At 67.7% G+C, this 18,531-nt stretch carries 17 protein-coding genes; 7 read left to right on the top strand and 10 right to left on the bottom strand.

Going from position 1 to position 18,531, the window contains the following annotated elements; genetic code table 11:
• Window positions 1–156: 156 nt before the first annotated feature.
• Window positions 157–1,185, bottom strand: a complete 1,029-nt coding sequence (locus B446_RS00200; protein ID WP_020937373.1) for an aldo/keto reductase — start codon at window positions 1,183–1,185, stop codon at window positions 157–159.
• 106 nt (window positions 1,186–1,291) lie between these two features.
• Between B446_RS00200 and B446_RS00195 the strand changes: the two genes are divergently transcribed.
• On the top strand, window positions 1,292–2,230 hold the full coding sequence (locus B446_RS00195; RefSeq protein ID WP_020937372.1) for an AraC family transcriptional regulator: 939 nt from the start codon (window positions 1,292–1,294) through the stop codon (window positions 2,228–2,230).
• 262 nt (window positions 2,231–2,492) lie between these two features.
• Here B446_RS00195 and B446_RS40690 read toward each other — a convergent pair whose 3' ends face one another.
• Window positions 2,493–2,621: a hypothetical protein gene (locus B446_RS40690; RefSeq protein WP_272945898.1), complete on the bottom strand. Its 129-nt coding sequence runs from the start codon at window positions 2,619–2,621 to the stop codon at window positions 2,493–2,495.
• Window positions 2,622–2,630: 9 nt separating this feature from the next.
• Between B446_RS40690 and B446_RS00190 the strand changes: the two genes are divergently transcribed.
• Window positions 2,631–3,254: a hypothetical protein gene (locus tag B446_RS00190; RefSeq protein WP_052352092.1), complete on the top strand. Its 624-nt coding sequence runs from the start codon at window positions 2,631–2,633 to the stop codon at window positions 3,252–3,254.
• Window positions 3,255–3,689: 435 nt separating this feature from the next.
• Here B446_RS00190 and B446_RS00185 read toward each other — a convergent pair whose 3' ends face one another.
• A complete protein-coding gene (locus B446_RS00185) occupies window positions 3,690–4,241 on the bottom strand; it encodes an EF-hand domain-containing protein (RefSeq protein ID WP_020937370.1) in 552 nt (183 codons plus the stop codon).
• 283 nt (window positions 4,242–4,524) lie between these two features.
• Here B446_RS00185 and B446_RS36555 point away from each other — a divergent pair, with 283 nt between their 5' ends.
• The 3 genes from B446_RS36555 to B446_RS00175 all read left to right on the top strand — a co-directional run bounded on the left by B446_RS36555 (window position 4,525) and on the right by B446_RS00175 (window position 7,529).
• Window positions 4,525–4,914, top strand: coding sequence for a thiol-disulfide oxidoreductase DCC family protein (locus B446_RS36555; RefSeq protein WP_020937369.1), 390 nt, complete (start codon window positions 4,525–4,527; stop codon window positions 4,912–4,914).
• Window positions 4,915–5,079: 165 nt separating this feature from the next.
• Window positions 5,080–5,850, top strand: a complete 771-nt coding sequence (locus tag B446_RS00180) for an IS5/IS1182 family transposase (protein ID WP_043474380.1) — start codon at window positions 5,080–5,082, stop codon at window positions 5,848–5,850.
• Window positions 5,851–6,002: 152 nt separating this feature from the next.
• Entirely contained in the window at window positions 6,003–7,529 is a 1,527-nt protein-coding gene (locus B446_RS00175) for a tetratricopeptide repeat protein (RefSeq protein ID WP_020937367.1), read from the top strand.
• Here B446_RS00175 and B446_RS38880 read toward each other — a convergent pair.
• From B446_RS38880 to B446_RS00145, 7 genes are all read right to left on the bottom strand, one after another.
• On the bottom strand, window positions 7,518–7,811 hold the full coding sequence (locus tag B446_RS38880) for a hypothetical protein (RefSeq protein ID WP_020937366.1): 294 nt from the start codon (window positions 7,809–7,811) through the stop codon (window positions 7,518–7,520). The genes B446_RS00175 and B446_RS38880 overlap by 12 nt on opposite strands.
• Before the next feature lie 7 nt (window positions 7,812–7,818).
• Window positions 7,819–8,175, bottom strand: coding sequence for a hypothetical protein (locus tag B446_RS00170; protein WP_020937365.1), 357 nt, complete (start codon window positions 8,173–8,175; stop codon window positions 7,819–7,821).
• Window positions 8,176–9,509: 1,334 nt separating this feature from the next.
• The gene (locus B446_RS00165) at window positions 9,510–10,487 is read right to left on the bottom strand and encodes a hypothetical protein (protein WP_020937364.1); all 978 of its coding nucleotides are present in this window, start codon (window positions 10,485–10,487) and stop codon (window positions 9,510–9,512) included.
• A 191-nt stretch (window positions 10,488–10,678) separates the two neighbouring features.
• Entirely contained in the window at window positions 10,679–11,428 is a 750-nt protein-coding gene (locus B446_RS00160) for a TatD family hydrolase (RefSeq protein ID WP_020937363.1), read from the bottom strand.
• Window positions 11,425–12,762 carry a Qat anti-phage system QueC-like protein QatC gene (qatC, locus tag B446_RS00155; RefSeq protein WP_020937362.1) on the bottom strand — a complete coding sequence of 446 codons (1,338 nt, stop codon included), beginning with the start codon at window positions 12,760–12,762 and terminating at the stop codon, window positions 11,425–11,427. The genes B446_RS00160 and qatC overlap by 4 nt, the downstream gene beginning before the upstream one ends.
• The gene (locus B446_RS00150; protein ID WP_020937361.1) at window positions 12,759–13,472 is read right to left on the bottom strand and encodes a hypothetical protein; all 714 of its coding nucleotides are present in this window, start codon (window positions 13,470–13,472) and stop codon (window positions 12,759–12,761) included. Before B446_RS00150 ends, qatC begins: the two co-directional genes overlap by 4 nt.
• Window position 13,473: 1 nt before the next feature.
• Complete coding sequence (locus tag B446_RS00145) at window positions 13,474–15,444, bottom strand: P-loop NTPase fold protein (RefSeq protein WP_020937360.1); 1,971 nt, start codon at window positions 15,442–15,444, stop codon at window positions 13,474–13,476.
• Between the two features lie 666 nt (window positions 15,445–16,110).
• Here B446_RS00145 and B446_RS35925 point away from each other — a divergent pair.
• Window positions 16,111–17,475 carry a hypothetical protein gene (locus B446_RS35925; RefSeq protein WP_148305705.1) on the top strand — a complete coding sequence of 455 codons (1,365 nt, stop codon included), beginning with the start codon at window positions 16,111–16,113 and terminating at the stop codon, window positions 17,473–17,475.
• A 217-nt stretch (window positions 17,476–17,692) separates the two neighbouring features.
• Window positions 17,693–18,310, top strand: a complete 618-nt coding sequence (locus B446_RS00135; RefSeq protein ID WP_020937358.1) for a GIY-YIG nuclease family protein — start codon at window positions 17,693–17,695, stop codon at window positions 18,308–18,310.
• The last annotated feature ends 221 nt before the right edge of the window (window positions 18,311–18,531 follow it).

Here is an 18,531-nt window from a genome sequence, read left to right as displayed (position 1 = left end):
GCCCCTGTTCCAGGTGCAGGGCGCCGACTATTCAGGATGAAAGAGGTTCAGTAGGGGTGAGGAGGAGCGGCAAAGGTGGCGAAACCTGTAAAGCGATCCGCGAACTCATCGGCTCGAGCATCTGACAGGCCCGGCAGGCTCCGGCCGGAGCCGACGTCATGCCGCCGCGCGCTCGCCGGCCGGCCGGCGGCGCAGTTCGGGGCGCTGGAGGGCTGGCGGCTGGTAGGCCATGTCGAGCGTGCCGGTGTCGGTGCCGGGCGGCACGACCGCGTCGATTCGGTCCAGCACGTCGTCGGTGAGGGTGACATCGACGCCCGCGAGCAGGTCGTCCAGGTGTTCCATGGTCCGCGGTCCGAGGAGGGCGGACGTCACGCCCGGGTGGGCGAGCACGAAGCCCATCGCGAGATGCGTGAGCGGCAGGCCGGCCTCCTCGGCCAGCGGGATGAGCTGTTCGACCACGTCGAGCCGACGGTCGTCCGTGAGGTGCTGGAAGCCGTACCTCGACCGGTGCGTCGCGGCCTCCTGGCCCTTGCGGTACCGCCCCGTCAGCAGACCGCCGCCGAGGGGCGACCAGACCAGGGTGCCCATGCCGAACTCCTGTGCCGCCGGGAGCACCTCGCGCTCGATGCCCCGGTTCAGGATCGAGTAGACCGGCTGCTCGGTGCGTGGCCGGGCCAGCCCGCGCCGCTCGGCGACCCACTGCGCCCTGACGATGTCGGAGGCCGGCAGCGCCGACGTGCCGAAGGTGCGGATCTTGCCGGCCCGCTGCAGATCGGTGAGGGCCGCGAGGGTCTCCTCGATGTCCGTGTCGGGGTCCGGGCGGTGGATCTGGTAGATGTCCACGTAGTCGGTGTCGAGGCGGCGCAGCGAGTCCTCCAGCGCGCGCATCAGCCAGCGCCGGGACGCGCCCTGGTGGTTCGGCTCGTCGCTCATCGGGTTCCGGGCCTTGGTCGCGAGCACGACGTCGGCCCGTCGTCCCTTCAGCGCCCGGCCGACGATCTCCTCCGACTCGCCGTGCGCGTACATATCGGCGGTGTCGACGAGATTGATGCCGGCGTCGAGCGCCCGGTGGATGATGCGGACGCAGTCGTCGTGGTCGGGGTTGCCGAGGGCGCCGAACATCATCGCGCCGAGGGCGTAGGGGCTGACCTTGATCCCGGTCCGGCCGAGGCTGCGGTAGTGCATGGGGTCTCCTTCAGGTCGTCCTGCTGTGTCGCTGACACCAGCCTGTCTGTCGTTCGCCGGACTATGAATCCTTGTCCATCCCGATTTTCTGCGCGAGAGTACGGACATGGATCCGGACCGACTCTCCGAGGCACTCGACCTGGTCGAGGTACGCAGCGTGCTGACCGGCGGCGTCGCGGCCCGCGGCGGGTGGTGGGCCCGCGGCCCACTGGCCGATCCGGTCAAGTTCTTCGCGATGGTGAGCGGGCACGCCCGGCTCACCACCGACGGCGTCGTCGAACCGATCGACCTCGTGGCGGGTGACGTGGCAATCCTCACCGGGCGCTCGTGGGTGGCCTTCGAGGCCGGCGCGGCGCCGCGCCACGAGATCCAGCCGGAGTCGGACTTCTCCACCGCCCGCTTCGCGGGCTCGGACCCTGCCGTCGACGACGTCGTGATCGGCGGGTGCGTCAGCGTGAACGAGGCCGGGCGGACGCTCCTGCTGGAGTCGCTTCCACCGGTGGCCCACATCCGGTCCTCCACCGCCGGAGATGGGGACCGTCTCCTCGCCGCCCTGCTGCGGCTCTTCGATGAGGCGACCGGCGACCGGCTCGGCTCGGCCTTCGCGATCCGGCAGTGCGGCCAACTGCTCCTGCTGGAGGTGCTGCGCTGTTACGTCGACCAGACCCCCCTGCCCTCGGGCTGGTTGCGCCTGCTCGTCGACGAGCGCCTGCGCCCCGCCGTCGACCTGCTCCACGGCCGCCCCGAACACGCATGGGGACTGCAGGAGTTGGCGCGCGCCGCCGCGATGTCCCGGACTACATTCGCGGAGCGGTTCCGCGAGGCCGCCGGTGTACCGCCGCTCACCTACCTGGGCCGGTGGCGCATGCTGCTGGCCCAGCGCGCGCTGCGGAACGGCGACGCCCGCGTCGCGGCGCTCGCCGCCGAGCTGGGCTACGGCTCGGAGAGCGCGTTCAGCACGGCGTTCAAGCGTGTTGTCGGGGAGTCGCCGCAGCGCTACCGGACGCGCGTGCGCCAGGAGGCCGTTCCGATCGCGGGCCGGTGACGGAGATCAGCCCTGAACGAAGCCGGCGCGCCTGCGCCACCGCGTGGTGCGCCGGCCGACTCGAGCCGACGGCATGGAGCCGGGACGGCACCGATCTGCACCGACCAGTGTGCCCGCTGTCGCGACCAGGTCTTCACAGCGGACAGCGCGCGAGTCGAGCAAACGCGCGTACACTCACGATCACTCCGAGCCGGGCAAGCTCATGCGAACAACGGCAGGGCGGGCCGGTTCGGGGAACCGGCCCGCCCGTGGAGTGGCGATGTCAGGGGCAGCTGCTGACGTTGCCCGCGAACGCCTCAGTGGCCGCGGCGCCGAGGGCGATGAGGGACAGCACGGTGGCTGTGGTGATGGTGAAGAAGCGACGGATCATCAAGTTCTCGTTCTCTGCCATGCTTCGCGCGTGGCTTCTCCTGGCTCCCGAACGAAGACGACCGATGTGTGGTCCCTGCCCCAAGACGAGCAACTCATTGGGCAGCGCATCAGCGAAGCCCTGCCGCGCTCCGGCTGGCTGTGCAGTCACCCCGGGCCGAAGGGCCTTCACCAGGTGCATCTGCATCGCCAACTCGGTGAGGCCCTGAGCTGCGGCGGTCGGCAAGCGTTTCTGCTTCTGCCGACCGAGGCCCGGGCACCTGAGGACGTCCTGGTGGACGACGCCGTCGCCCCCAGGTCCGACCTCGGACACTCGGCCGTCGTGCAGTTCCTTTGCTCACGCCGCCTTCAGGACGGCGAGGGCGAAGTCTTCGAGGCCGGCCGTCTCGCGGTGCGCTGGTTCGAGCAGGAAGTCGGGCCGGAGAGACATCAGCTCCTGACCGAGGAGACGCGCCTTATCTGGAAGGTCCTGCGAGCGGCGACCAGGCCAGCCATCGTCGAGAGCACGCAGGGCCGACGAATCTCCGGCATGAGGATCGGCCTTGCCGCCCATGACCTCGTGACCAGCAGCGGGATGCTGCTGACGCGAGGCGGTGTCCAACGTCTGCGTCTGGCCGCCGCGCCCCCAACCGGTCAGATGCGGGACAAGCTTTAAGGACATTTCCGCCGCGCTCGATGAGAGCCAGGAGCTCGAGTCCGAGGAGCCCCTCGGGTGGCAGCCGATCTGGAAGCGCCCCCGGAAGCCGAAGTCGAAGGCGGCGAAGAAGCAGGAGCTGCGCAAGCAGCGGCGGCGACTCCAGGACGCCGGGAAGCGCCGCCTCGCCGCCAGCGTTTATTCACCGGCTTGGGAGGCGCTGAAATCGGATTGCGTTCGAACGCAACCGACGGGTGCAGCGGTGATGGTGATGCTTGGCCCACTGCCGCGTATCGTGCGAAACGGTCCGGGCCCGGAGCCACCATCCATGGCCCCAGTCCCGGACCGCTCACCAGGTGCCACGCACGTGAGGGCTGCCGGGCGAGGATCAGACCACCATCCGGCTGGGCGTTGTGCCCCGCGGGCCCGTCATGCCCGGGAGGGCGACCTCACGTGTCAGCTGGACAGGCGTCCGAAGAACAGGCTGCCCGGTGCCTCCAGGTCCGGGGAGTAGAAGAACTCCCTGACCGCGCGGATGAACTCCTGCCGGCTGATGGATCCGTCGCCGTCGGTGTCCAGCTCGGCGAAGGCGTCCATGGCGGCGGGGTCGGTGATGTCCCAGACACCCAGGTACTGCTTGAACTCGGCCTTGCTGATGGTGTTGTCGCCGTCGGTGTCCATGATGTCGAAGATGGCGTGCGGAACACCCTCGACCATGTTGAAGCGGCTGGTGTCCACGCTCACCGCGCGGCTGGCGGCGTGGTACTGCTCCTTGGAGAGGCGGTTTACGCCGTTCGCGTGGCGCAGCAGCTCGGCCCACTGCATCTGGTACGAGAACAGCAGCGCCTGCGCCCGCCGGTCGCTTTTGTCGATCTTGTAGGCCTTCAGATAGCGGTCGACGACGCGCTGGTAGTCGCTCCATTCGACATAGCCGTCGCCGTCGGTGTCGGTGGCGGTGAACAGCTGGTCCAGCTTCACGCTGATCGGGTCAGTGGTGGCGGTAGCCATGATCAACCTTTCTCACAGGGGGAGTCGTGTGGGCACATCAGTACCCGCCCTGAAGCTAGGCCCGAAAACATTACAAAGAAGCATTAAATGCCCATATGATTGTCAGGTTCACACAATAACGTGAATCCCCTTCACGTCCGGCATGACCTCCGGACGAACCGGGTATCGACTCGGGCTCTCACGGTGACTGCGCCTGGTAGCAATGTTCGAACTCGATGACGCTACGTGGCCGGTATTCGTCGGCGGAGCGACCACCCTGCTGTAGGCGCGGCATGATGCGATCATGCGGAATCAGCCTGTGCTTGTTTTTGGTGGAGATTGCGGCTTTTGCTCTACCTCGGTGAGGTTTGCTGAGCGACGCCTACAGCCTCGTTGCGATACCGTTCCTTGGCAGTTCGCGGACTTGGAAGCTCTTGGCGTCACCTCAACACGAGCCGAGCGCGAAGTGCTGTGGGTGACTCCCAGGGGCGTTGTGTATGGAGGCGCCCAGGCTGTTGCGAAGGCACTGTTGAGCGCAGGCGGAGGGTGGGCGCTGGTGGGTGCGTTGCTCATGTTGCCTCCCATGCGGTGGGCTGCCCACGGTGTGTATCGACTCGTCGCAAACAATCGTCACCGCATGCCAGGAGGCACCGCGGCATGCGCTTTGCCCGACCGGCGAACGGTTGGCCTGTAGCCGAACCTCCCGGCACCGTCAGGACAACAGGACACAAGCCCGGCCCACTGGCCGTAAGTCAGATCCGCACGTCTCACAGGACGTGATCATCAACGAACAGGGTTCACTTTCGCAACAGACCCTAAAGGGTGTTGCAGAAGGCTTAGTGGCGGGCATTTTGCCTGTATGGGTGGGGTGTTGAGGGTTGAGCCGGTGTGGGTGGAGACGTTCACCGGGTTGCGGATGGGGCGCTTCGAGAAGCTGCTTCGGGTGGTGCGGGAGCGGGGCGGCAACGGCCCCGGTGGTGGCAGGCCGTGGTGTCTTCCGCTGGCCGAGCGGGTGCTGCTGGTAGCCGTGTACTACCGCACGAACCTCACCATGCGGCAGCTCGCGCCGCTCTTCGGCTGCTCACCTGCCACCGTCTGCCGGATCATCCAGCGCCTGCGACCCCTGCTCGCGCTGGAGCCGTCGCCCCAGCCGGTGCCGGGCACCGACCGGTTATGGATCGTGGACGGCACCCTGATCCCGGTCCGTGACCGTAGGGTCGCAGCCTCCTCACGCAACTACCGGTTCTCGGCGAACGTGCAGGTCATCATCGACGCCGAGACCCGCCTGGTGGTGGCCTCGGCCCGGCCGGCACCAGGCAACAAGGCCGACGCACAGGTCTGGCGCGAGTCGGACCTGCCGGCCCTGGCGGCGGGCACGACCGTGATCGCGGACGGCGCCTACCTGGGCACCGGGCTGATCGTCCCGCACCGCAGACGAGCCGGACGTCCCCTCCTGCCCGGCCAAGAGGAAGACAATGCCGAACACCGGCGCGTCCGGGCCCGTGTCGAGCACAGCTTCGCCCGGATGAAGAACTGGAAGATCCTCCGCGACTGCCGCCAAAGGGGCGACGGCCTCCACCACGCCGTCCAGGCCGTCGCCACCATGCACAACCTCGCCCTGACAGGGTGAAAACAGCAGGTTAGCTGCCACTCAACCCTGTCCACCACCGACCTTCTGCAACACCCTTTAGTTCAGTCGATATCTACCCCACCGGCCGTGCTCCGTGCTGGAAAAACTACGATCTCTCCATCAAAACGGCGAGCAGCGGCCAGACTTGCCGGATGGTCAGTAAGGGGCTCCTGAAAGTCACGGTGAGGCAGCGCATCGAAGGCTTCCTGATGAGCGGTGATTCGCAGGACCTGCTCACGCAAAAGACTGCCAGAGATGCTGGCCGGCTCAAGCGGTCGGCGACCGGCTTTCGGCAGGGTCGTGTCGTGGTGCTCGACGCCGAGGGTGTTCACCTCGTCGCGATGCTCTACTGGTGTCGGGGCTGCATGCCGTCCAACCCGGTGGCGGAGGCTGAGATCGCCGCAGCCGAGAAGCTGTTCCGGCTGCTGAGTCCCGGCGCGGCGGATCCGGTGCCCAGGGTGGTCCGCGAGCTGCGTCGGCAGTTGCGCCGGGAGGCGGCGGAGACGGCGCTGGGGATGCTGGCCACCGCGGAGGCGCAGGCGGATGCGGGACTCGCAGACCAGGCCCTCGAGGTGCTGCGCGGGACTCTGGAGTCTGCGCCTACTGGGGACGCCGACATCCCCGACTTGCTGCACCGGTTCAGCCTCGCTCACCGCGTGCGCTTCTGCATCCTTGGCCACGCCGATGACAACACCCGAGCAATTGAGCTGGCGCGCGCGGCCGTGCAACGCGGAGGCGCGGAGCATCACGAGCGGCTTGCCAATCTGGCCGGGCTGCTCCAGAACCGTTACACGCTGCTGGGCAACCCAGGCGACCTGGACGAATCGGTGGCGTTGAGCCGCGAGGGCCTCGACGCCGAGGGCGATGCGGGCCTCATCTTGCACGGGGCCGCGCTGTGCGGCGCGCTGCTGCTGCGCCACCAGAACTCGGGTGCCGAGCGCGACTTGAACGAGGCCATCGAGCTGGGGAGGACCGTGCTTGCCCACTGCGCGCCGGACGCGCCCAAGCGCGCGGAGGTCGAGTCGTTTCTCGCACGTTCGCTGCTCGCTCGGCACTGGCGGACGCGGTGCCCGGACGACCTGGAAGAGGCCCTGTCCCTGTCACGGGCCGCCGTCCGTGACGCGCCGACCGGCAGTACCTTCCGCACCCTCATGATGGGCAATCTCGCCGGCGTGCTGCGCGACCGCTTCGGCGTCACGGGCGTCCGTGCTGACCTCGACGAGGCGATCGGCATCATGGGAACCGTACTCCGGGACGTGCCCGAGGAGCATGCAGACTTCGCTGTCCAACTGGGGAATTCCGGCGTGTATCACCGGGTGCGCTACGAGCAAGGTGGCGACCCGGCCGACCTGGACACCGCCCTGCCGAACATAGAACCGATCACTACGTCAAAGGCGGGGGCACCGAGAAGGACCGTCGAAAGTCTCCTGACGACGAATCGTCAGAGAAGTCCTGCGACCTCACGCCCCCACCGGCGCGCGGCCCCGACGCCCGGCACAGGCTGTTGGTCACCGACCCGGCGATCACCCTCGGAGGCTGCCCCGCCGCTGTCACTACCTGCCGCGCTGTCCCACGATCGAGGGCGGTCCCCGCGAGACCGCCCCCGCACGATCGAAGTCCCACTCCACTCCAGCCGCCCAGCGAAGCCGGGTCCTGGCGTTGAGCGGTCAGAGCTCTAGGCCGGGCCCTGGATCTAGACGCCTGACCGCCTTGTTGACGTCCCACACCGGGCACTCGATCGGCGCGTAGTGGCCCTGGGGCGTCCACGACAGCACCCCGGCGGGTGGGCCGGTCGGCTCCCGTCCCTCGGCGCGGATCTGCTTCAGAGTCCGCAGGTTCCAGGGCAGCGCCTCGCTGGTGTAGACGGGCAGCGGCGGCGGCCCGGTAGGCTTCTCGCTGTAGTACGGATCCCCGAACAGATCCCAGCCCAGGGGCGGGCGGGGTGGACGGCGTGGAGACATTCGGCCGTTACTCCGGCTCCAGCACGGCGCCCAGGGCGGCGTCCAGTTCGTTCAGCGCCAGGCGCATCGTCTGCACGGCGGTGCCGAACGCAAGGTTGTCGATCCCCTTCGAGTACAGGTACCCCGGGTCCACGGTGAACGCCTCCGACACCCGCCGCGCATTCGCTTCCTTGTCCGGCCACGCGGTCGAGTGCGCCAGATCCCAGGCCGCTTGCGGCAGCTTCTCAGAGCCCATGTCGTCCCAGGCATCGACGTTCAGCGCCGTCGTCCTGACGTCGGCAACCGCCTCGGCCAGCGCTTCGCGCGCTTCCGCCACCCGCATCCGTTCTGCTCTGGCCGGCGCCCGCAGTTCCTGCTTGTCCATGGCGGCATTCTGCCCTAGTTGCGGGCCAGTTGAGGCGGAACGGGACCTCCCGACCCGAAAGACAATCTGTCTTCTGGCTCCCCGTAAACCGGTACACTCTGCAGTCTCGCCGGGATTCAGGATCATGAACCCTGGACAGCCCGACGAGGTGTCTTCTACTTCTTCCGCTCGGACCTGGCACCAGTGTGGTTGGGCGTGGTGCAAGAGTATGCGCCGCACCTGCTGATGCCGGATGGGGAGGTCGGCTGACAGTGGCTGGCTGTCCCGTTCCTCGTCGGTGGCATGCTGCCGACCTGGTCCCGGCAGGCCGCCTGCGGCCAGGCCAGCCGTTTCCGGCCGGTGCGGCCTGTGTCCGGGCGCGTCGGCGACCCGGCCCCCGGGCACCGCTCCTGCCCGCCGTCCTGCACCCCCCAGGCCGCTGCGGCCTCGAGTTCGCCCTCGCCGCCGGCGCTGGTGCGGTCGCTGCAGGTCCGCTGCGACGACTGCCCCGGTCCGCGCGACGCCGTCCGCGCCGCCCGGGCGGCGACGGAGGAGGGTCAAGCCTGTTCCAGCTGCGCGTCGCCGGGCTGGGTGTCGTGTGCTGCACTGATCGTTGCTGAGTCTGGCCAGCGCTGCAGCCAGCGCCGGCACTTCCTGTGCCTGGAGCGGCTGTCAGAGACCGCGTCCATCACCCCTCGCCGCCGCGTGGTGCGCGTTCCCAAACGGCGCAGTCCTTCCCAAGGCGACGAGTAACAGGGGAGAAGCATCCTGCCGCCCTCCCCGCCGTACGCATTTCGCACGCTAAAGGCACGTAACATGTACGGTCTGGCCACGGTGGGGCGGCGGGGAGGGCTGTTGCTACGCCCACTCCACGCCCAGCTTCCGGAATGCGTCCAACTGCTACGCCGTGAGTTTGTCGCGTCGCTGCTTGGTGTTGGAGATCCTGTGAAGTGTCTCTTTGATGCCAGGGGCCGCAGGTCGCTTCTCTGCCACCATCGGATTCCTTGACCATGTGCTCTGACCTGGTGAGATCCCAGTTCGGCCTACTGGCGTCTAGTGGCACCAGTTGCTGGCAGATAGTGGCACCAGCCCAGGACAGATTTGCGGCACTTCCATTAACTGACGATCACGGTGAGGGTCCGCTTGGTGGTGAGGGCTGGGCGTGTTTGTCGAGCTATGCGGTGTGTGTAGGGGCAGAGGCCATGTTGGGGAAGGCCTGGCTGCGGGCGGTGTGCTGTACGGGGGTTCACGGCGTGGTCGGCCGGGACATTGGACGCCCGTTCCCATCCACGGCGGGCAGCACCATCGTGGCGAGTCCGCCGCAGGCCGGCCCGTGCGTGCATTTGGGTATGGCGCTACTTGCCCCTGAGGTCATCGATCCGACGCTGTTCCCACCAGTCTTGGATCATGTCGAGGCGCTTGACGGACGGTTCGATACGGCTCAGGGCTCGGTCCAGGTTGAGGAACGGCACCATCAGGCCGGTGAGTGACGACGTCTTGGACTTCAACCCCTCTGCCTGCCTCGTCCAGGGGGCCAGGTGTTTGGCTGTGTCGCTGAGGCCGGTCAGCATGCGGGCCATGTCGTCATCCGGCGGGGCCGCGGCCGTTTCACCGGAGCTTTTGGAGCCGAGGAGCTGTTGGGCGATAGCTACGGCTGTGGAGACAGCCTGGACTCGCTTCGTAGCGTGGTCGTGGAACCGGCGGGCCATCGATGTGAGATCGATGTCGATGCCTTCGGTCAGGCGGCCCCGAAGCTGGTGTGGCGTCACGATGGGGGCGGGGTCCGACGAAGCCATGACCCAGGCGATCGGTTTGTGTCGGGCGAGGAGTTCGTCCGCCAACACCCGGTAGGCCAGTACAAGGTCTGCGATCAGGTCGGGTTCCAGGGTTTCACGGTGGTAGGCCGCGTTGCGGTATTCGTGCAGCCGGTCGAGTACGTCGCGTTCGTGGTCCGTCAGCACGCCCCGCTGCCTCAGGAACTTGGTCTTCTGGTCCAGATGGTTGTCCATCTTTGCCCGCCGGTCCAGGCCTACATGCTGATCGATCAGCTGACTCAGCTGTCCATCGAGCTGCCCGCCGCTGTCCCGGAACCTTTGCATCTCTTCGATGGTGCTGTCGGGGATCTGGAAGGCCAGTTGGGCGTTGACCTCACGGCCGATGATCACCTCGACTAGATGGTCCAGGAGGATGAGGGCAAGGCGATCGTGTGCTTGGTCGCCTGCCTCGGCACATCGCCGGATTTCGGCTATTTCGACCGCGAGCCAGTTCCATTGTTCGGAGTTCTGTGAGGCCGGGCGGTCCCAATCGGAAGCGAAAGGCTGCATGAGAGGCATGACTCCACCCTTTCATCCCTCCTCCGGGCGACCATCATGTGAGATAGACAGCCTTGAGGCGACCCACCGCCCAAGGGCGGACGGTGCGGCCTTCGCGCTTACTGGTCCGTGCGGGATTTCCCACGCTGTGGTTGCTCAGGGCCCCGCCGCGACCGTGAGGAACGGGGCGTGGGAGGCGCTTGACGCTGCGGTCACTGGGGAAGTCCGGTGGTGTCGAGGAAACGCTGCTGGTTGCCGTGGATGTGCCGGGTGGCTTGTTCGGGTGTCAGCGCCCAGCGGGTGGCGAGGCGGGCGACGACGTCGGAGAGGTCTGCCGGTCGAGCGGGGTGCCTGTTGTGACGGGCGAACGGGCCATCGGTCTCGAGGAGGACACGGTCGGGCGGCAAAATTTCGAGGAGGGCGCGCCCTTTTTGCGAGGTGGTCATTGCCGGGTTGACGGAGAACCACAGTCCTGCGGCCAGGGCCTCGTCGACCAGGGCCAGAGGGCCTGTGTACCAGTGCAAGATCGCGGCGGTGACTCCAGCCTGGGCGAGTCGGGAGAAGGTGTCCTTCTCGGCGCCGCGGCTGTGTACGGTCATGGGCAGGTTACGGGTTCGGGGATCAGCGAGGACGGCCTCGAGGACTCGCAGCTGTGCGCGTCGTGTGGTGCGTCCGGCGGGGGAGTAGTCGAGCCCAATCTCACCGACCCATGTGGTTTCGGGCAGCATGCGCAGAAACCGGGCGATGTCGGCGGGAGTAAAGCTGTGGGCACGTAGAGGATGCATGCCCAGTGCCGGGTGGACGCCACGGCGTCTACCCAGCCGGGCTCGCAACAGCCGGTACTCTCCAGGATCCTCGGTGACGGCCACGACGTCGACGCGAGCCTCGGCGGCCTGGCGCAGGACGGCTACCGGGTCGTCGTAACCGGTCACGTGGCAATGGCTGTCGAGCAGATGGTTCACGAGGCGTGTTCCAACAGTCGTGCGAGCTGCCCCTGCGCGCCCGAGGTCAGCCAGGCGCGGATCTCGGCGGTGCCGCGCCGCCATACGTCGATGTAAGCGGTGCGCTCGCCACGGGGCAGCGGGCCGTTGCGCAGGACGTCACTGGTGGGCCGGCCAAGGCGGGTGCCAGCCACAACAGCACGCAAGTCAGCGCTGCGGCCGGAGTCCGGATCCAGTAGTTCGGGATCGTTCAGCGCATCCCAGGCGTAGTGCCTGGCGTCGTCCCAGCCCGCCCGGGACATCGACGCCCGGCGGATCAGGCACGGGAAGCAGTAGCCGCAGTTGCCCTGCGGCCGCTCGGCGTAGCGGGCGGCCTCGGGATGGGAGCAGGAGATGCTCTGCGGTGCGAGTTCCCGCAGAAGCGGCTGATTGCGGCTGCCGACGAGCATCTCGCCCTTGGTCTGCAACCGGTAGGGGTTGACCAGCCGGTTGTGAACGCCGACCGCCTCCTTCACCTGTTCCAGCAGCGCCAAGTAGTGCGGATGGGTAGTGCGGGTGCTGAAGCTCCCGACCCGAGCACGGGTGAGGGGCACGTTGATGCCGATGTAGCCGTTCTCCGGGAGGTAGACCGGGACGTTCGGGCCGATGGAGGAGGCGATCGCCACGGCGGTCGACAAGAACATCAGTGAGCGTGAACGGGAGGTGGTCTCACGGCCGTCGGGCAGTGGTCTGGCCTGGGACGGATGCGCGGGCGCCGGCCGCAAGAACAGGCGCAGCGAGACCACCCGTGAGCCGTAGTGACCGCGTAGATGCCGCAACAGACGGGCCTGAGCGCGTGGAGTCTGGCCGCCCTCGTAGTGCGACAGGAGACATAGGCGCCGCTCAGGGTCCTCCTCCAGCAAGTCGATGACCCCACACAGGGAGTCCAGGCCTCCCGAGAACAGGCACACACCGTCCGCAACGACCCGCCCCTGGCCACTGTCCGAACCGTGCGGCAGAGGTGCGGATCGCTGAGAGCGGGGATGCAGAGTCCACCGGTCGCCGGTCAGGAAGCGCAGAGTTGTCTGCGAGGCCTCCACCGGCCACCTACCGGCGTCTTCTGCCGGGAAGACCAGAGACAGATCACGTGTCCAGGCATCGTTGGTGCGGCTGCGTTCGCTCACTCTGTCGCTGATGTAGGCGCCGACCGCCATGATCATTAGGTCAGCCGCCTGACGAGTGGGCCGGAAGGAACGGAACAGCCCGAGGCCGGCCTGCACTGTGCCCTTAGGCGAGCCCGGGGCGAAGTCCAGCAGGATCCCTTCGGGCGGCGCGGGATCGTCGAACTCTTCGGTACGCACCGTGAACTGTGTCATGCCAGCCCCTCCAACGCCTGGTAGGCCAGTTCCACGGCACTCTCAACAAGAGCACGGCCGTCTGGGCCCGACCAGTCCAAGCTCAACGGCTGCGCAGGCATCTGGATGGCCACGCAGTCCTCGATGATCTGGCGCATCTGCCCGTCAGCGCGGCGTGCAGCCTCGGGGTCGGCGATGGTGCCGAGCCGTTCGGCCACCACCGGCACCCGGTTGTAGATGTAGTGCGTCAGGAACAGTTCGAGCAGCCGCTCCACATCGTTGCGGTCGGCTGCCTCGCTTTCGAGCTCCTCCCAGGTGTCCGCCTCGCCAAACAGTTCCTCCAGAACGTCGCAGACCGCGTCCCGGGCCGCCTGCCCGTCCAGGTCGCCCCCAGCACCAGCCAGTTGCGTCACCAGCTCATCGACGATCTCGAACCGGTCCCGCCCGACCAGGTCGCCCAGCGACGCCTGACGCAGCGCCTCGTCCAGCCCGTCGGCGGCCACCCCGGACAGCAGGCCGCCCAGCCGCTGGGCCGTGCTGCGCCCGGCCGCCGCGCCCGCGGCGGCGGCCGCAGCGCCACCCAGGACCGGAACGTGGCGGGCAAGGACGGCGGCAGCCCGGCTGCGGGGAGCGGAACCACGGCTGACGTCGCGGGCGTATGCGGTCGCCGCGTGCTTGAGAGGCGTCCACGCCCCGCCGGAGCCACTGGTGCGGTCGGTGGAAGTACCCACTTCAGCTACGCCCCTGCCGCCGGCGCACGTCGCGAGCCTGGCGCACGAACGCGCCTGCCGGGGTACCTGTGGACTCCCAGCCGTCCAGCAGAGCCGTCACGGAGGGGTCGGTGGGGGGCAGCCGTCGCACCAGGGTCGAGAGCTTCGGGCGCAGGAGCTCCAAAGGGACGAGTCTGAGCCGCTCGCAGACGTCACGAGCGATCGCGGGGATCTCGTGACACAGCTCCGCTGCGCTGTCCGTGGCCGGTCCCGCCGGATCACGCTGAACCACCTGCATAAGGTGCTCCACGAGTGTCGGCAGATCCTCAGCCGCCACGGTCTGCTGCACCTGTCGCACCGCGGCCCGGCGCCGGCCGACGACGTCGGACTGGAGCAGGCCGAGCAGTTCCTGGACATGCGCGGGCAGAAGCGCCGTGGTGGCCGCTAGCCTCAATTTGGCCCGCGCGAACGTGAAGTACGGGCCGAGATCCACTGTGGCCAGGGCGGGATCCATCCGAAGCCAGGCGTCGATATGCGGCATCTCCGCCCAGGCGCGAACCTCCTCGTTCAGCTCGCCCGTGGTGGAGTTCTCCTCGCGAGCCCGCCCTCGCCTTGGGGGACGTCCGTCCGAGGAGGCGCGTGGCTCCTCGGGAGTCTGGCTATGGCCCGATCCTCTCTGAACGGCCGTCGCCGCACCGCGTGCGTGCCGTTCGGCGGCTTGGAGATGTCCGTTCCCGCCCGATCCCAGTGCCTGGACCTGCCAGTCGAACAGATTCTGGAAGTCGGTCAAGTACTGCTCTTCCAACACCATGAGCTTGGCCAGGACCGCCGCGTCCAGCCTCGTGCCCCGGCGTTCGGCGCTCGCCAGGCGTAGGGTCAGCGTGTTCAGAAACCGCTTGATCTGTCGAGGATTGCCACGCAACGTACTGCCGAGCACCGGGGAGATCGCCGCCGCCCACGTCATGTCCTCGTACAACCGCGTCGGCATGCCAGCGCCGAGCGCGGCAGATGCGATGCCCGCATTCAGAGCAACCCCAAGGGCGCTTTCGCGCCTGCGCAGGTCAACTGCTTCGCACACCGTCTCGAACTGCTGCCGCTCAAGGTGCAGTTGCGCCAGCAGCAAATGCATGTACGTCTCGGCTTCGGGCGCGGACAACACCGGAATGCTGATCTTGACCTGGAGCATCTTCTCCAGATACTCCGCGCCCAGACCAGACGTTCCGGGGCGGCCGAGGCCCGGGTAGCGTCGGTCGATGGCGGCCTGCACGACCTCGGGGTGGGCAGCGATCACGAACGCGCTTTTCTCCACGTTGAGGAAGAGACGGATCGCCTCAAAGGTGTCAACGACCGTATGTGGCAGGCACCGGTCCAGGTCATCGATCAACACGATCACCGCCCGAACCTGCTCCAACGAACCCACCAAGCTGGCGAACTCCTGCCGAAACGCCCCCGGGTCCGCGGGAGTGCGGTTCTCCTCCGCGCTCTCCTCGACAGGCTCCTGGTCCGGGTACGTCCCCCCGACAGCGCTCTGGGCGATGGCGGAGGCCACGTCAGCCAAACCGGGATCGAGCGCGCCGGCAGCCATGGCCGCGCCGGCGGGCAGTGCCGCTCCGACCAGCATCTGTACCGGCCGCCGCAGGCTCCGGGCCACTCGTCTGAGCCGGCCCGCCTCCACAGCCTCGGCGCTACCCTCATCGGCTTCTTGCTGCAGGCGCGTCAGCACTGTCTCCATCAGCGCGCCCTTGATGTCCTCATAGCCTTCGTACTGCCAAGGGCTGAACGGGACCACGACGAAATGTCCAGCCTCGTCGGATGAAATGGTCGACAGTTCCTTCGAGACGATCCTCAGCAGGCTGCTCTTGCCTGAACCCCAACCACCGAGCACCCCCAGCGTCAGAGGCAGGAGCCGCTGCTGTGTCAGAGCAACGACCATCTCGTCAACGAGGAAGTCAAACCCGAGCAGGTCCAGATCCGTCTCGTTATCCGACCACACGCTGCCTCCCGCACCCTGCGTTGGCTCCCGCCCAACACGTCCATGATCTTAGGCCGAAAGGTCGAAAAAGCACCCGGTTCGACGGAATTGATGTCACGATGCAATTGCCCGGTATCTACAGATCGCTACCAAGGCTGCAACCGTCACTCACGGCCTCCAGCGACGTTATGTGACAGGGCCACGGCTGCCCTCGTGGCGAGCCCCAGTCACCGGAGGAGGACCCGCAGCACACGCTCGTGACCCTCGCAGAAGCCCGTATCTTCGCCGGTAACTCAGTTGTCCCCTGGAAGGGGCCGCCGGTGCCGACATGCAGCCCAAGCTTCCGGCGTTGGCATTTCTGCTGCTTACAGACGCGGAGACGCTGCGGTGATGAAGGTCCGGCACCGGCAGCGCGCTTGCGCGAGAGACTACACATTGCGTCCCACCAGGCCTGGCTGGGATGCCATCGTGGCGCTGCCGCTTGAGCGCTGTTTCGGAGAAGAGTTCAGCGGATGACTGAAGCCCCTCGCTACCGAACCGCCCAGCGGAAGCAGTGGCAACTGCCCATCCCGCTCCGACATGTCGGCTCGCGCCCGATGTCCGGAGTGCAATTAACATCCTCACCGACCGTCGGCCGAGGCTCGACGCCGGACCAACTGTCAGTAGCGACGGCTAGCCTCCACCCTCATGAGACTTGCGCGCCGACCGGCTAGTGAACTTCCCGGCGACCCGGCCCAGTTGCGGTTGGTCTACAGCCACGGGCACCCCGCCGTGCCCTACGAGGACGAGGACACCCTCGAGCACTGGCGTGTCTCCATCCGCGCCTACCACGATGAGGAGGAGGAATGCGCTGCCGGTTGCACCGAGGCCTGCCAGCAGCTCATCCACGACGGCAGCGAAGTCGGCTGGCTGCGTCTGTGGCGGCTGCGCGACTACACCGGTGTGGACCGCTGGATGGTCGCTGACGCCCAGTCGGGAGACTTGGAGAGCATCGCCTCCGCCGTCCTTCACGACGGCGAGTATTCCGATGCCTTCCAGGAGACCATCGACTGTCCGGTGGGGGATCTGCTCATCCTGGACCGGGTGTTCCTGAACCGTCCCTGGCGGGGCTTCGGCCTGGGCCCGGTATTCGCCGCCGAGGCCATCCGCCGCCTGTCCGGTGGCTGCTGCGCGGCCACGGCTGAGCCCGGCATGGCCGAATGGCCCGAAAACCGGGACGAGGTAAGTGACGCCTACCGTGCTACCGCGAAGGCAAAAATCGCCGCCCTGTGGGAGTCGATCGGCTTCCACGCCTTCCACGGCGGAGTGCAGCTGCTCGACACCAGCCTGCAGGAGCCCATCGACCTCCACCGTGCGCGCCGTAAGGACCTGGAGGATCTGTCCGCCGCCTACCGGGCCCACCTCGAGGGCCGGCCCCCTCTCCCTGAGCTGGCCGTGACCCCGCCCGCCTCGCCAGCGACTCCCGTGCCGGCCGCTACCCATCAGCCGCCCGCGCCCGCGCCCGCGCCCGCCCCGGAGGCAGAGGCGGAGCCCGGCGACGGACTGGCGGCCGCCGCGAGCCTGTCCGACCTCCAGCGGAAGTGCGAATTCTCTGGCTGGAGCCCCGACGACCGCGCCGCCGCCCTGGCCGTCGCTGCACAGGCCACCCACGACACCGACCTGCGCCAACTGGCCGTCCAGGTCAAGCACGTGCACTTGGGCCTGCGCGACGCCTGGACCGACGCGCTCACCTTTCCCGGCCGCCTCTTCAACGTGCATCCCTTCCGGGAAAACCCCGCCGCACTTGGGCCACTAGCCGGACTGTGGGTCTACGGCTCCAATCTCAACGGCCGTTACCGGGGCCGCTCCCACGCCATGGGCGGGGACTGCCAGCACGCCCGCCCCCTCACCCCGGACACCGAACGCATGACCCTGGCCGAACTCCTCGACCTGACCAGTTTCTGGGAATGGAACGGCCCCAGATGCTCCTTCTGCCACGGATGGTCCGGCCAACGCCTGACGCCCGACCAGTACACCTACTACCTCACCGTCCGTGCCGGCCTCTCGCGTTAATCGCGATGCTCACGGAACCGGCCACGGCTTCTGGTCCCGCGCTGCTCCCGACCCGGCGAGTCAGTGCCCGTCTGCTGCCCACAGACAGTCGCAACAGATGCAGTCGGCGAGGGCACTGGGCGAAGCGGCGCCCTCTCCTGACGGGCGCAACGCCCCGGCGGGTCAAGCGGACGCCACCGGCAGCACCGGAGCCCTACGCCAGACAGGAACCCGCACCGTGAATATCACCGCCTTCACCACCGACCTCCACATCGCCGGCCACGACTTACCCGGCATCTCCGTGACCCTGACCTCGTCCCCGCGTCCGCCCCGTCCTCCCTTCCGGCGCCTAGACATCGACATCAACACTGTCATCGAACTGCTCGCGCTGGTCGAGGGCGGCGCTGCCAGTGCCGGCGCGGTGCGCGACATGCTCGAAGCCGTCGTGGACGAGGTCGAGGAGGCAGACGAAGAAGACCGGCGCGAGGACGAGGCGCTGCGCCAGCTCAGATCTACACCGGTGCCCAAGGCCCCGGCCAGGACACCTCAGTACGACACCCGGTCCGTGTACCTCGTCTCATCTGAGGCCGAACCGAAGATAGTCAAGATCGGTGTGTCCAAAGACGTGCCCGGACGTCTGAAATCGCTGCAGTCCGGATCCGGATCACCGCTAACCGTGCGGTGGACCTCAACCGGGGGTGGCCTTCTGGAGAGCCGTCTGCACGATCACTTCGCAACAAGAGCGCTGGGCGGTGAGTGGTTCGACTTCACGGACGTCGCACAACCCGTCGCAATGATCGCGAAAGCCGCGCGACGTCTGCTGAAGAACGCCACCGTCGTCGAGGTCCCGACGTGAATGAGGGCAGGAAGCTGCCCCTAGGCCCGGCCCGTTCGGTCGCGTGGGCACCCACAGCGCGAGTGCCCACGGCGAAAGGCGTCGTACATTGTGGCAGCCTCACCCGCTACGCCCCCGCGTGGGCCTGCGACGACAGCCCGCCGCTCGCCCACGTCTGCGACGACGTCAGGTCCTTCCCGACACTGATGAAGCGTCCAGGAACCGGGACGAGGCTCCCGGAG

The organism is Streptomyces collinus Tu 365 (assembly GCF_000444875.1).
GTDB classification, from domain to species: domain Bacteria; phylum Actinomycetota; class Actinomycetes; order Streptomycetales; family Streptomycetaceae; genus Streptomyces; species Streptomyces collinus_A.
This window is presented reverse-complemented; position numbering and strand designations above follow the sequence as displayed.

Coding starts and splice junctions, on each gene's coding strand:
- B446_RS00165 (WP_020937364.1), bottom strand. CDS start 10,487: ATGCCTCTCATGCAGCCTTTCGCTTCCGATTGGGACCGCCCGGCCTCA.
- B446_RS00170 (WP_020937365.1), bottom strand. CDS start 8,175: ATGGACAAGCAGGAACTGCGGGCGCCGGCCAGAGCAGAACGGATGCGG.
- B446_RS00195 (WP_020937372.1), top strand. CDS start 1,292: ATGGATCCGGACCGACTCTCCGAGGCACTCGACCTGGTCGAGGTACGC.
- B446_RS00200 (WP_020937373.1), bottom strand. CDS start 1,185: ATGCACTACCGCAGCCTCGGCCGGACCGGGATCAAGGTCAGCCCCTAC.
- B446_RS35925 (WP_148305705.1), top strand. CDS start 16,111: ATGAGACTTGCGCGCCGACCGGCTAGTGAACTTCCCGGCGACCCGGCC.
- B446_RS36555 (WP_020937369.1), top strand. CDS start 4,525: ATGCGGAATCAGCCTGTGCTTGTTTTTGGTGGAGATTGCGGCTTTTGC.
- B446_RS00185 (WP_020937370.1), bottom strand. CDS start 4,241: ATGGCTACCGCCACCACTGACCCGATCAGCGTGAAGCTGGACCAGCTG.
- B446_RS00175 (WP_020937367.1), top strand. CDS start 6,003: ATGGTCAGTAAGGGGCTCCTGAAAGTCACGGTGAGGCAGCGCATCGAA.
- B446_RS00180 (WP_043474380.1), top strand. CDS start 5,080: ATGGGTGGGGTGTTGAGGGTTGAGCCGGTGTGGGTGGAGACGTTCACC.
- qatC (WP_020937362.1), bottom strand. CDS start 12,762: ATGACACAGTTCACGGTGCGTACCGAAGAGTTCGACGATCCCGCGCCG.
- B446_RS40690 (WP_272945898.1), bottom strand. CDS start 2,621: ATGGCAGAGAACGAGAACTTGATGATCCGTCGCTTCTTCACCATCACC.
- B446_RS38880 (WP_020937366.1), bottom strand. CDS start 7,811: ATGTCTCCACGCCGTCCACCCCGCCCGCCCCTGGGCTGGGATCTGTTC.